The 12886-nt window shown below is 37.1% G+C and carries 15 protein-coding genes; 9 read left to right on the top strand and 6 right to left on the bottom strand.

Translation table 11 applies throughout. The features are described 5' to 3' along the window. Positions 1-83: 83 nt before the first annotated feature. Entirely contained in the window at positions 84-923 is an 840-nt protein-coding gene (locus tag JFU54_RS07265) for an alpha/beta fold hydrolase (protein WP_002034539.1), read from the top strand. Positions 924-1100: 177 nt separating this feature from the next. Here JFU54_RS07265 and JFU54_RS07260 read toward each other — a convergent pair whose 3' ends face one another. Continuing rightward, positions 1101-1352, bottom strand: a complete 252-nt coding sequence (locus JFU54_RS07260) for a YugE family protein (RefSeq protein ID WP_002015854.1) — start codon at positions 1350-1352, stop codon at positions 1101-1103. A gap of 117 nt (positions 1353-1469) precedes the next feature. On the opposite strand from JFU54_RS07260, the gene JFU54_RS07255 reads away from it, so the two are divergent. Continuing rightward, a complete protein-coding gene (locus JFU54_RS07255) occupies positions 1470-2621 on the top strand; it encodes a MalY/PatB family protein (protein ID WP_201064078.1) in 1152 nt (383 codons plus the stop codon). 117 nt (positions 2622-2738) lie between these two features. Here the strand turns inward: JFU54_RS07255 and JFU54_RS07250 are convergent, their stop codons facing one another. Next, complete coding sequence (locus tag JFU54_RS07250) at positions 2739-3278, bottom strand: superoxide dismutase family protein (protein WP_002089287.1); 540 nt, start codon at positions 3276-3278, stop codon at positions 2739-2741. Positions 3279-3346: 68 nt separating this feature from the next. Next, positions 3347-3523, bottom strand: a complete 177-nt coding sequence (locus JFU54_RS07245; RefSeq protein ID WP_000982764.1) for a hypothetical protein — start codon at positions 3521-3523, stop codon at positions 3347-3349. Positions 3524-3689: 166 nt separating this feature from the next. On the opposite strand from JFU54_RS07245, the gene kapB reads away from it, so the two are divergent. Continuing rightward, positions 3690-4073: a kinase-associated lipoprotein KapB gene (kapB, locus tag JFU54_RS07240; protein ID WP_001209324.1), complete on the top strand. Its 384-nt coding sequence runs from the start codon at positions 3690-3692 to the stop codon at positions 4071-4073. A 40-nt stretch (positions 4074-4113) separates the two neighbouring features. On the opposite strand, the gene kapD is transcribed toward kapB, so the two are convergent. Further along, entirely contained in the window at positions 4114-4737 is a 624-nt protein-coding gene (gene kapD, locus JFU54_RS07235; RefSeq protein ID WP_002034559.1) for a 3'-5' exonuclease KapD, read from the bottom strand. A gap of 290 nt (positions 4738-5027) precedes the next feature. Here kapD and JFU54_RS07230 point away from each other — a divergent pair, with 290 nt between their 5' ends. Beyond that, positions 5028-6353 carry an ArsB/NhaD family transporter gene (locus JFU54_RS07230; RefSeq protein ID WP_002139350.1) on the top strand — a complete coding sequence of 442 codons (1326 nt, stop codon included), beginning with the start codon at positions 5028-5030 and terminating at the stop codon, positions 6351-6353. Positions 6354-6456: 103 nt separating this feature from the next. On the opposite strand, the gene JFU54_RS07225 is transcribed toward JFU54_RS07230, so the two are convergent. After that, positions 6457-6924 carry a hypothetical protein gene (locus JFU54_RS07225; RefSeq protein WP_002034556.1) on the bottom strand — a complete coding sequence of 156 codons (468 nt, stop codon included), beginning with the start codon at positions 6922-6924 and terminating at the stop codon, positions 6457-6459. Between the two features lie 293 nt (positions 6925-7217). Between JFU54_RS07225 and JFU54_RS07220 the strand changes: the two genes are divergently transcribed. From JFU54_RS07220 to JFU54_RS07210, 3 genes are all read left to right on the top strand, one after another. Further along, the gene (locus JFU54_RS07220) at positions 7218-8330 is read left to right on the top strand and encodes an RNA-guided endonuclease TnpB family protein (RefSeq protein ID WP_113770376.1); all 1113 of its coding nucleotides are present in this window, start codon (positions 7218-7220) and stop codon (positions 8328-8330) included. 196 nt (positions 8331-8526) lie between these two features. Further along, a complete protein-coding gene (locus JFU54_RS07215; protein ID WP_002034554.1) occupies positions 8527-9240 on the top strand; it encodes a DNA alkylation repair protein in 714 nt (237 codons plus the stop codon). 345 nt (positions 9241-9585) lie between these two features. Next, positions 9586-10962 (top strand): glycine--tRNA ligase, encoded by a 1377-nt coding sequence (locus JFU54_RS07210; RefSeq protein ID WP_002015863.1) that lies wholly within the window; start codon positions 9586-9588, stop codon positions 10960-10962. Positions 10963-10998: 36 nt separating this feature from the next. Here the strand turns inward: JFU54_RS07210 and JFU54_RS07205 are convergent, their stop codons facing one another. Continuing rightward, positions 10999-11382, bottom strand: coding sequence for a hotdog fold thioesterase (locus JFU54_RS07205; RefSeq protein WP_002034550.1), 384 nt, complete (start codon positions 11380-11382; stop codon positions 10999-11001). A gap of 96 nt (positions 11383-11478) precedes the next feature. On the opposite strand from JFU54_RS07205, the gene JFU54_RS07200 reads away from it, so the two are divergent. Continuing rightward, on the top strand, positions 11479-12222 hold the full coding sequence (locus JFU54_RS07200; RefSeq protein ID WP_002089296.1) for a DUF3298 and DUF4163 domain-containing protein: 744 nt from the start codon (positions 11479-11481) through the stop codon (positions 12220-12222). Positions 12223-12272: 50 nt separating this feature from the next. Then, complete coding sequence (locus JFU54_RS07195; protein ID WP_063218132.1) at positions 12273-12866, top strand: biotin transporter BioY; 594 nt, start codon at positions 12273-12275, stop codon at positions 12864-12866. Positions 12867-12886: the final 20 nt, after the last annotated feature.

Raw genomic sequence — 12886 nt, 5'->3', positions numbered from 1 at the left:
GATGTCATCTTGCCTTTTTTTGTTAACATATTTTGTTTCTTGCCGGGAGATGATATGAACAAAAATCAATGGAGTGACAAAAAATGAACCATGAATGCAAATGCCCTTACTTCACTTTTTCCACTCGCGGGACTACTATTCATTACGAATTGTATGAACATAATACAAAAAAAGAACGACCTACTTTCGTACTCGTTCACGGCTTCCTCTCTTCCTCATTTAGCTATCGACGACTCATTCCTTTACTAACAAAGGAAGGTACAGTAATTGCCCTTGATTTACCACCATTCGGAAAAAGTGATAAATCTCATCTCTTTAAATATTCTTATCACAATTTAGCAGCTATTATTATCGATTTAATCGAACATTTATCTCTCTCGAATATTGTACTAGTTGGCCATTCTATGGGCGGACAAATTTCACTCTTTGTAAACCGACTACGCCCTGAATTAATTTCAAAGACGATTTTACTATGTAGCTCTAGTTATTTAGCACGCGCAAACTTACCTTTACTGTACTCCTCTTATTTACCGTTCTTCCACTTATACGTGAAGAACTGGATTATTCGAAGGGGCATCGTCCATAACTTAATGAATGTCGTTCATGACCATTCATTAATTGACAATGAAATGATGGAAGGCTATGCTGCTCCTTTTTATGATGATCGTATATTCCCTGCTTTAACTCGAATGATAAGAGACCGTGAAGGTGACTTATCTTCAACTGAATTACAAAAAATCGAAACCCCAGTATTACTCATTTGGGGTGAAAAAGATCGCGTCGTCCCTGTACATGTAGGACACCGTCTCCATAAGGACCTACCTAATTCAACTTTCATTTCTTACGAAAATACAGGGCACTTACTACCTGAAGAAAAGCCCGACCATGTTTATGAAGAAATTATTACGTTTGCGACGCAATAAAGTGAAGCTTTAATCCGTGGGGGTTTTTACGGACAGTTTGATTTCTCGCCTAACCTCTTTGCTTCAACCGAATTTTGAGGTGGGAGTCTTACTGCCCGTTAAAACGGGATAAAGTGAAGCTTTAATCAATCAGCACAAATGAAAATAAACAAAAAGGCTGTCGTAAATTCCGACAGCCTATAACGAACAACTTCCGCCTTCTTTTAGTACGAGTAACTCTACTGCTAATTTTTCGCATTTTTCAAGTGCAGGTACTTCTTCAAAAGACATAAAGTATATATGTTGAATCTTCTTTGCGATGTATTTCGGATCATCAAACACACTTACGACGTTTACAACATCGCTCGCTTCTGTTTCATAAAACTCCGGTCCCATTTGAAACGGATCCCAATTTTTCACAACCTCAATCATTTTGTCATATGCACCCATCTGCTTCCCGCCTTTTCACTTTTTAATGCTTTTCTTTATCGTATCACATCAGCTATTCTATAAGAAGAGTGAGAATTTTCATAACTTAACAGTTTGACAGAAGAAAGGAGCAAACATATGCAACTATTTCATAAAACGGTAAATCGTCGCGGAACGCATAGTACAAAATGGGATACATATAAAAATGAAGAGCTCATCCACGCTTGGATTGCCGATATGGATTTTGAAGTACCAAAACCAATTCAAACTGCATTACAAAAACGCACAGAACATCCTATTTTCGGCTATACACTTCCTCCTGAAAATATTGGGGATATCATTTGTAATTGGACGAAAAGCCAATACAATTGGGAAATACAAAAAGAATGGATTGTATTTAGCGCAGGTATCGTTCCAGCTCTTAGTACGAGCATACAAGCTATAACGAAAGAAGGAGAAGCCGTACTCGTACAACCTCCTATTTATCCACCATTTTTTGAAATGGTCAAAACAAATAATAGACAATTATGTGAGAGTCCCTTATTTAAACAAAATGGCATATATAAGATAGACTTCGAGCATCTAGAAACTCAATTTAAACAAGGTGTAAAACTAATGCTTCTTTGCAGCCCTCACAATCCTATCGGGCGCGTTTGGACGAAAGAGGAGCTAACAAAACTCGGTACGTTATGTACGCAATATAATGTAACCGTTGTCGCGGATGAAATTCACGCCGATATTATTTATAGAGGCCATACTCATACACCGTTTGCTTCTTTATCTGAAGAATTAGCAGCACGCACTATTACTTGTATGGCTCCGAGCAAAACATTTAATATCGCTGGATTACAAGCATCGATCATTATTATTCCGAATGAAAATCTCCGTAATGCCTTTATGTCTATCCAATATAGACAAGGATTCCACGGATTAAATACATTTGCTTATACAGCAATGCAAAGTGCCTATACAGAATGTAATGATTGGCTAAATGAAATTCGATTGTATGTTGAAGATAACGCTCAATTTGCTTGTGAGTATATTCAAAATCACATACCAGCTCTTTCTGTAATTAAACCAGAAGGTAGTTTTTTACTGTGGATTGATTGTTCCCACTTGGATTTTTCTCAAGATGAACGAACAGCATTGCTTGAAGAGAAAGGTAAAATCATCATTGAGCCCGGTGAGAAATACGGAACAGGTGGAGAAGCCCATATCCGAATTAACATTGGCTGTCCTAGATCTGTTTTAGAAGAAATTTTAAACAGACTACACCATACATTCTCATAACAAAAAAGGAGGCTATCCCAAAATGATTTTGGGATAGCCTCCTTTTTTCGGTAAATCGATATAATTCCACTTACTATCATGCGGTTTTACAACAAAAGCTATCATTCACGGTAGCTTCTATTTTTTCTTCAGATCCGACGCTTTTTTCACGATAACACCGCAAGCAATTCGGCCACCAGATTTACCAGTTGGTTGCGTCATACCATCATCAGCGTTTTCTGTAATAATAATAGACGCTCCATCTTTTCTATGAATCGTCGTTTTTCCTTCTTCAAGCGTTATATGCGGAGCATCGATTTCTGCTTTAATCTTTCCAGAACCATCCGCCACTACATTCGGTAAATCACCATTTTCCGCACCTTTCGGATTCAAGAGCCCATGTTTTTTATTATCTGGATTAAAATGATTCCCAGATGATTCGAAACTAGGCGCTTTACATTCTCCGATTTCGTGTACATGTATACCGTGTGGTCCTGGTGTAAAACCTTCCGCTTTAATCGTAATTTTCACTCCACTTGTTTGCTGAGCTACTTTTGCAGTCCCAACTTCATCACCTGAAGCATTATGTAATTTCACATCAATTTCTTTCGGCTTCCCTTGGTCACAACCCGCCATTAGAAATAATAAACAACAACTGAAAAAAAGCCGTCTTTTCATTCAATTCCCTCCAAAATGCTTTCTGCCCTTAGATTGTCCGAGCATAGAGGGAAACATACAAAAATGAATTACCGTTTCTTTTCAGCTAAAAGCTTTTCTTCTACTTTCTGTAATCGCTCTGCTTCTCGTTTTGATACACGAATAAACATACGCCACGTAGCAACCGCACCGATGATAAATAGAACGCAAACAATACCTGGAATAATATACTCCGTTTTATCTTCAGGGAAATATAAAGGCATCATAACGAACACTCCTTATTATAGGATTCAAAAAAACATCAGAATTTTCTGTTATATATCTTTAAATTATAGTTGAACCAGTTCATATTCTCAAGGGGGCGTTCCGAAAGCGAATGATTTCTTTGACTCCTTCGCGCACTTTCCTTACTATAAACTTGAGGTGAAAAATATGAGAGAAACATTTGAAATTGGTGAAATCGTTACTGGTATTTATAAAACTGGAAAATACATCGGCGAAATTACAAATAGCCGTCCTGGCAGTTACGTCGTAAAAGTACTAGCTGTTTTAAAACATCCAGTGCAAGGTGACTTACATAATGTAAAACAAGCTGACGTACCATTCTTCCATGAAAGACGTGCTTTAGCTTTTCGTGAACAGACGAACATTCCAGAGCAAATGGTGAAGAAATATGAAGGGGAAATTCCGGATTATACAGAGTCACTAAAATTAGCATTAGAAACTCAAATGAATTCATTTTCTGAAGATGATTCACCTTTTGCGGGGCGTAGTCTAGAAACACTTCAGCAATTGAAGCAAGATTACAAACTTTAAAAAACAAAACGACCAAATTACATATTTTGCAATTTGGTCGTTACTGTGTACTCACTTTCTTTAACACTTTCGAAAAATCAACAAGTTCCCCTAATGTCGGAGGTGCTGGTTTGACTAAATACTCTTTATCTTTTTCTACTAACTTAAAAATATTATATGTCGTCATCGCATCATCAAGCGCACAATGATGCTTTCCTGTTCCTGCTTTTCCATACGCCTCAATCGCTTTCCACAGCCCTGTTTGATTTCTCTCTCCAAAAAACTTCTTATACTCAAGCGATAAATCACGACACTGTCCAAAGAATGGAAATTCTACTCCCGCCATTTCACAGTTATGCTTTAAGACTTTCATATCCATATTTCCCCACGTTACAATTGTCGGTTTACCACTCTTTTCATATTCTGCAAGTTTCTCAACAAGTTCATGAAAAGAAATTCCTTTGTCCACTACTTCCTGTTTAATTCCTAAAAATTTTTTACATCGATCCGTTAAAGACGGAAATGTTTTCGGTCTAATATGCGATGAATACGTATCTTCCACCTTACAACCAACAACTGAAACGAGTCCGACCTCAATAATTTCTGGGAAAAAACCTTTTGGCTTTTTTCTATGCTGGGGCATCGTAAACTCAAAGTCTAAAAATAAAAATCGTTGTTCATCCATACGATCCCTTCCTTATCATATTTGTCATTCCTTTCTATTTGACACTCCTACACGAACAAGCTCGAATGCTGATTCGATTTTAAATATTCAGATTGGATGTATCTTATATATATGTCAGATGCCCACAAATATTTTTAAAAATAAGAAAAAATGACCTATGCAGAAAATATGACAAAATAAACCCTTTCATTTACATCCGCCATTTTTCTACTTTATAATGACGTTATGTGTGTTTCATCTAGTTAATTTTTTGACACACTAAGAAAAGTGAATGAAAGGAGATGAGAGTTTTGCACGAAACAACGCAAGAACTCGCAAACTGGCAGTATTATTTCGCTATCGCAGTCTTTTTAATTACATATGCCATTATTATTTCTGAAAAAATTAACCGTGCTGTCATCGCACTTCTTGGTGCAGCATTCATGGTAATTGCAGGGGTCGTTGACTTACACAATGCCTTTACGAAACATATTGAATGGGGAACAATTACATTACTCATCGGTATGATGATACTCGTAAACATTACAAGTAAGTCAGGTGTCTTCCAATACGTTGCCATTAAAGCCGCAAAAGGAGCACAAGGAAATCCAATTAAAATTTTAATTTCACTTTCCTTACTTACCGCGCTCGGCTCCGCATTTTTAGATAACGTTACAACAGTACTTCTTGTTGTTCCAGTTACTTTATCTATTACGCGCATCTTGCAAGTAAATCCTGTTCCATATTTACTTTCTGAAATTATTTTTTCAAATATCGGAGGAACAGCAACATTAATTGGTGATCCGCCAAACATTATGATTGGTTCTGCAAATAAGCATTTAGATTTCAATGCTTTCTTATTCAACTTAGCACCTATCGTGATCATCATTATTGCTGTTACGGCAACAATTCTTTACTTCATGTACCGTAAGCAATTAATTGCTGATCCTGTACAAATTAAAAAATTAATGAGCTTAGATGAAAAACAATACATTAAAGACCCAGTATTAATGAAGAAATCTTTAACAGTACTTGGCCTTACTATTTTAGGTTTCATGACTCATTCCATTTTCCATATTGATGCAGCTATCATCGCCTTAACTGGCGCTACTGTACTTATGCTAATCGGTGTGAAAGAGCATGAAATTGAAGAGGTATTCGCAAGTGTAGAGTGGGTAACAATCTTCTTCTTCGCGGGACTATTCGTACTCGTTGGAGGACTTATTGATATCGGGCTTATCAAAATGTTAGCTCAAAAAGTAATTGGAATAACAGGCGGAGATATTTCTCAGGCATCTATCCTTATTCTATGGGTATCTGGTATCGCCTCTGCAACAATCGATAACATTCCATTCGTTGCAACAATGATTCCACTTATTAACGATATGGCAGTTGGGCTAGGTTTATCACCTTCTGACGCACAAGTCGACGTACTATGGTGGGCATTAGCATTAGGTGCTTGCTTAGGTGGAAACGGAACATTAATCGGGGCTTCTGCTAACGTAATCGTAGCTGGTATCGCAAGTCGTGAAGGACATAAATTCAGCTACATGGAATTCCTTAAAGTCGGCTTCCCAATTATGATCGTTTCATTAATCATTTCTCATATTTACATTTACTTACGCTATCTTATGTAGTAGAAAAAAGCGCCCTGCTCAGCAGGGCGCTTTCGTTCTTTTTTCAGCATATCCGAATTATTATAGAACCAAATATATCGACCGCAGGGCAACTTTGATACGCCTACTCGTTATACCTCACCGGCTCATTCCGAATAATGAACAAATGAATCGGCAAGAAAACCGAAAATGTGATTGTATGAATGATCGTAAATAGTATGGAATTCGTTCCGTATCTATCCAAAATAGCATAGATAAGATAAATAGACAGTACAAGTGATACAGCTGTTGCTAATATATATAGAATTGGTACGAAATTAAAGATGAAGCATCCAACATATATGCCAAATACTTTCCACCCTGCTTCTTCTTTCAAGAAATCTGGTAATTTATCTTTCGCTAAATCACCCCATATCTTACTATTTATAAACGGAATAAAAGCAAGAACACCATCAGTTGCACCATCATTTTTCGCCATCGTATAAAGTGCAAAAGCCGTTAACAAATACGAAATAATTGCCCAAATTATTATAACAAGCATAAACGCAAAACTAAGAGCAAAGAAACCTGCTAGTACGCCTTGATCTTCCATCTTATCCTCTCCTCTCTCTTCTCAACATATTTCATTACAGTGCAAGTTATGTTTTAAAATTTAACGCGTTATCCGAAAGAAGTCTCCTTCCTCAAGTGTGTGAAGGACAATAGTCCAACGGTGGGTGGGAGATGAATTTCGGTTTAGAATTTATTTCGCCTCTGCTATAATCAGCCTTATAAGAGGTAACGTTTGGTATGACAATGAAATGAGATAATCATGTAGTGTTCATGTTGTGTTATCACCACCATAGATAAAGTAGAAATCTTTATGGGAAAGTGAGATGAACTGATATGACAAAGCATAATAAGGCGTACAAATTTCGTCTGTATCCAACAGAAGAACAAGCACATCTGATACGTAAAACGTTCGGATGTGTACGCTTTGTGTATAATAAAATGCTGGCTGAGCGGAAAGAAGTATACGAAACATACAAAGAGAATAAGGAAGAACTGAAGAAACAAAAATTCCCTACTCCTGCGAAATACAAAGTAGAGTATGAATGGTTGAAAGAAGTTGATTCATTAGCACTGGCCAACGCTCAATTAAACTTGCAAACTGCTTATAAGAATTTTTTTAGTGGTCAAAGTGATTTTCCTACATTCAAAAGTAGAAAGAGTAGAAAATCCTATACAACGAATCGAGTAAACGGGAATATTATGTTATTTCATGGTTATATCAAATTACCGAAACTGAAAGTAGTGCGATTAAAGCAACATAGAGAGATACCGCAAAACCACACCATCAAGTCATGCACGATTTCGATGACACCTACTGGTAAATACTTTGTATCGATCTTGACTGAATATGAAAAAGAGATTGTGCAAAAAGAAGTAGAAAGTGTAGTTGGATTAGACTTCGCAATGGCTGAATTGTACGTGAGTAGCGAAGATGAGAAAGCCAATTATCCTCGCTTTTATCGTCAGATGCTGGATCGATTAGCAAAAGCGCAACGAGTATTAGCAAGACGTATGAAAGATTCAGCGCGTTGGAATAAACAACGGATCTGTGTAGCGAAGTTGCATGAAAAGGTCGCAAATCAACGTAAAAATTTCCTTCATCACAAGTCTAAAGAATTGGCTACTCATTTTGACGTTGTAGCAATCGAAGACTTACATATGAAAGGAATGTCACGAGCACTTCGCTTTGGTAAGAGTGTAGCGGATAACGGTTGGAGGATGTTCACGACATTTTTAGCATATAAGCTACAAGAACAAGGAAAACAGCTTGTGAAAATAGATAAGTGGTTTCCTTCTACAAAGATGTGTAGTCGTTGTGGAAACAAAAAAGAAATGTCACTATCTGAACGCACGTATAAGTGTTCGTGTGGACTAACAATCAGTCGTGACTATAACGCAGCTATCAATATCAAAAAGGAAGCCATACGGTTATTAGCGTTGGCATAAATAGTAACAAAATAACCTTTGGAACAAGGGAGTTAGCTCGGCTGTCCTAAGACAAATTCGTTAGCTATCAAAAGTAGCGATGAACCGAGAAGCCCCCACTTCAAGTAAGCTCGTAAGAGATACTAAGTGGTGGGTAGTTCACCCAAACTCTTTGTATAATAAGAGAAGAAAGATAATAAGAGAGGAGTACATACCTATGCATCCATTTGTAAAGGCATTACAAGAGCATTTTACAGCTCATCAAAATCCCGAAAAAGCAGAACCGATGGCACGTTATATGAAAAATCACTTCCCGTTTCTTGGTATTCAAACTCCTGAGAGAAGACAGTTATTGAAAGACGTCATTCAAATACATACTCTCCCAGATAAAAAGGACTTCCAGATTATCGTGCGTGAACTTTGGGACCTACCAGAACGTGAATTTCAAGCTGCCGCACTTGATATCATGCAAAAATATAAAAAACACATAAACGAAACTCATATCCCATTTCTAGAAGAACTTATTGTCACAAAATCTTGGTGGGATTCTGTTGATAGCATCGTCCCTACATTTTTAGGTGCTATCTTTTTAAAACATCCAGAATTAATTTCCGCATATATTCCAAAGTGGATTGCATCAGAAAACATATGGTTACAACGTGCCGCTATTTTATTCCAGCTAAAATATAAACAAAAAATGGATGAAGAACTCCTTTTCTGGATTATCGGACAACTACATTCCTCAAAAGAATTTTTCATTCAAAAAGCAATCGGCTGGGTCCTTCGCGAATATGCAAAAACAAAACCAGATGTAGTATGGGAATACGTTCAAAATAACGAACTTGCCTCGCTTAGTAAACGCGAAGCAATTAAGCATATTAAGCAAAATTACGGAATAAATAACGAAAAAATAGGCGAGACTCTATCCTAGATGGGCACGTTCCTCTATTGAGATTTAAAAAAGAACGTGTTAAAATATGTTCATTATTATTAATATAAGTAGCGATGACGGACTTATAAGTACTTGCATAAAAAGCGATTCAGGGATAGTGAAAGCCTGAAGCTGCGAGGAAACGGCAGTCTCGAGCAATACGTGATAAAGTGGATGCACATTTTGTGTATCAACTAGGGTGGAACCGCGGGCAAACGCTCGTCCCTAGGCGATTAAGCCTTGGGATGAGCGTTTTTTTATGTTTTTTAAAGCATATATTGCTCGTTTCCAAAGTACCCATCACGTCATCGCAAATACGTTAACTTTCAAAAGGAGGATTTTATTATGTATTCAATGGAACAAGTTGTAAACTTAGCGAAACATCGCGGTTTCGTTTTCCCTGGTTCTGAAATTTACGGTGGTCTTGCAAACACATGGGATTACGGTCCACTTGGAATCGAATTAAAAAATAACGTCAAAAAAGCTTGGTGGAAAAAATTCATTCAAGAATCTCCACACAACGTTGGTTTAGACGCTGCTATTTTAATGAACCCAAAAACTTGGATCGCTTCTGGTCACGTTGGTAACTTTAATGATCCAATGATCGACTGTAAAAAATGTAAAGCTCGTCACCGTGCTGACAAATTAATTGAAGATGCATTAGACGCAAAAGGTATCGAAATGGTCGTTGACGGTCTTACTTTCGACCAAATGGCTGACTTAATGAAAGAACATGAAGTAAAATGCCCAGATTGCGGTAGCCAAGAATTCACGGAAATCCGTCAGTTCAACTTAATGTTCAAAACATTCCAAGGTGTTACAGAGTCTAGCACAAACGAAATCTTCCTTCGTCCTGAAACAGCACAAGGTATTTTCGTAAACTTTAAAAACGTACAACGCTCTATGCGTAAAAAACTTCCATTTGGTATCGGCCAAATCGGTAAAAGTTTCCGTAACGAAATCACACCTGGTAACTTCACATTCCGTACACGTGAATTCGAACAAATGGAACTTGAATTCTTCTGTAAGCCTGGTGAAGATTTAGAGTGGTTCGCATTCTGGCGTGAAACTTGTAAAAACTGGTTACTTTCACTTGGTATGACTGAAGAAAGCATGCGTCTTCGTGACCACGGTGAAGACGAATTATCTCATTACAGTAACGCAACAACTGATATTGAATTCAGATTCCCATTCGGTTGGGGCGAACTATGGGGCGTTGCATCTCGTACAGACTTCGATTTAAAACGTCATATGGAACACTCTAACGAAGACTTTAACTATATCGATCCACAAACGAATGAGCGTTATGTGCCTTACTGCATCGAGCCATCTCTAGGTGCAGACCGTGTAACATTAGCATTCTTATGTGATGCATATGAAGAAGAGCAATTAGAAAACGATTCTCGTACAGTTCTTCGTTTCCACCCTGCTTTAGCACCATATAAAGCAGCTATCTTACCATTATCTAAAAAGCTATCTGAAGGTGCTACTGAAGTATTCGCAGAACTAGCTAAAGACTTCATGGTAGACTTTGATGAAACTGGTTCTATCGGTAAACGTTACCGTCGTCAAGACGAAATCGGTACTCCATTCTGTATCACATACGACTTCGACTCTGTTGAAGACAAAGCTGTTACAGTACGTGACCGTGACACAATGGAACAAGTTCGTATGCCAATTAGCGAACTAAAAGGTTTCTTAGAGAAAAAAATCCAGTTCTAATTATAAAAAAGAGGCGCTCTATTGAGCCGCCTCTTTTTACTTTTCACGTTTTTCTTTAATTGCTACTGTACATCTTGATATACATAGTAACTCATCATTTTCATCAATGATGCGAATATCCCAAACCATTGTCGATTGTCCTCTATGTATCGGTGTTCCAATTGCTGTTACAATTCCATCTTGCTTTGAGCGAATATGATTTGCATTAATTTCTAATCCGAAACAAATACATTTTTCTTGATCAATTAAATTGTATGAGCCAACACTTGCCACAGTTTCTGCTAATGCAACAGATGCACCACCGTGTAAAAATCCAAACGGCTGATGCGTGCGTTCATCAACAGGCATTGTAGCAACTACTTTATCCTCTGTCATTTCTAACAACTCAATTCCAAGCGAATCCATTAAAGTTTTTGACATATCGTTTTCAACCTCTCTCCCTTTAGATCAAATGTATAATTTTACCTGTTTAATTTCAAACTACCTATAACACTTATATAAGGAGGTTTCACCTAAATGAAACAGAAATTTTGTATACTATTGCTTATGTTCTCCTTGCTGACTATTGTACCAAATTGTGCAATAGCAGCCAAAGCATCCAACCTGACAATCAATGTTAAGACTGTAACGCAAAAAGGTAAGAAACCTTATATAGAATATCAAATTAATAGGCCTTCCTTTCACAACTTTTCTGATTCGAAATTTCAAAATAAGCTGAATTCCTATTACAAAAACTCTACTACTAAATTTAAAAGTAAATTAGAAAAAGAAGCGAAGAAATATTATGAAGAAACAGAAGGATCTAGCACACCTTTTCATCCATACGTTGCAAATGTTGACTATAAAGTAGCTTTAAACAAACCACCTTTCCTAAGTCTATATGTGAATTACTATCAATATACAGGCGGAGCGCACGGACTGTATACGTGGAAGGCAAATACATTTGATTTAAACGAAAAAAAATTATTACACTTAGACGATTTATTTCAACAAGAGGATAAATATAAAGAAATAATTCGCACAGAGATTGTAAGACAAATTAAACAAAATGAAAGCATTTATTTTCCTGATGCAGTCGAAAAAGTAACGAGCACTAAAAAGTTTCACTACTTTTTAGAACCGGATAATCTTGTGATTTATTTCCCTTTATATGAAATTGCTCCTTATTCAAGCGGAATTCCGCAGTTTCGTATTCCATACACATTGCTTAGAGACTATTTAAAGCCTTCTTATCAAAATATTTTGATTGACAACAAGTAAATATTTTCGCTACGATAATGTTAACCTAAACACAACTGGAGGTTAACATTATGAAGAAGCTTCATGTTTTAGATTTAGCATTAGCTGCCATGTTCGTCGCTCTTATGGCTATTGGTGCAAATATTGTATCGTGGGCACCATTCTTACAAATAGCGGGCATTCCATTATCTATGCAACCATTTTTCGCAATTTTAGCAGGTCTTCTTCTCGGGAGTAGACTTGGGGCATTATCAATGACTGTTTACATGCTTGTTGGAGTAGCAGGTGCGCCAATCTTCGCTAACTTCAAAGCTGGGTTTGGAGCACTTTTAGATCCTACTGGTGGTTTTATTATCGCATTTATTATCGTTGCTTACGTATCAGGAAAACTAGTAGAACAAAAAAAACGACCAACATTCAGCACCTTTGCAATTTCTTCTTTCGTCGGAATCATTTTAACGTATATTATCGGTACTACTTATATGTACGGGGCAGTCAATATTTTCATGGGTGGTAATATGAGTTATAAAGCTGCCTGGATGATTATGATGTGGTTCGCAGTAAAGGATATTGCGTTTACAATTATCGGCGCTATTATCGCACCTCGCATATACTATGCTGTACGTCGTTCCGCTTATCAGCATTCTCATTCGACGATTTCATAATAAACAAGGAGCTGTTCCTA

This window comes from Bacillus sp. TH19, from assembly GCF_016651075.1.
Lineage (GTDB): Bacteria > Bacillota > Bacilli > Bacillales > Bacillaceae_G > Bacillus_A > Bacillus_A mycoides.
Note: the sequence above shows the minus strand (reverse complement) of the source record. Positions and strands in the feature narration are given on the sequence as shown.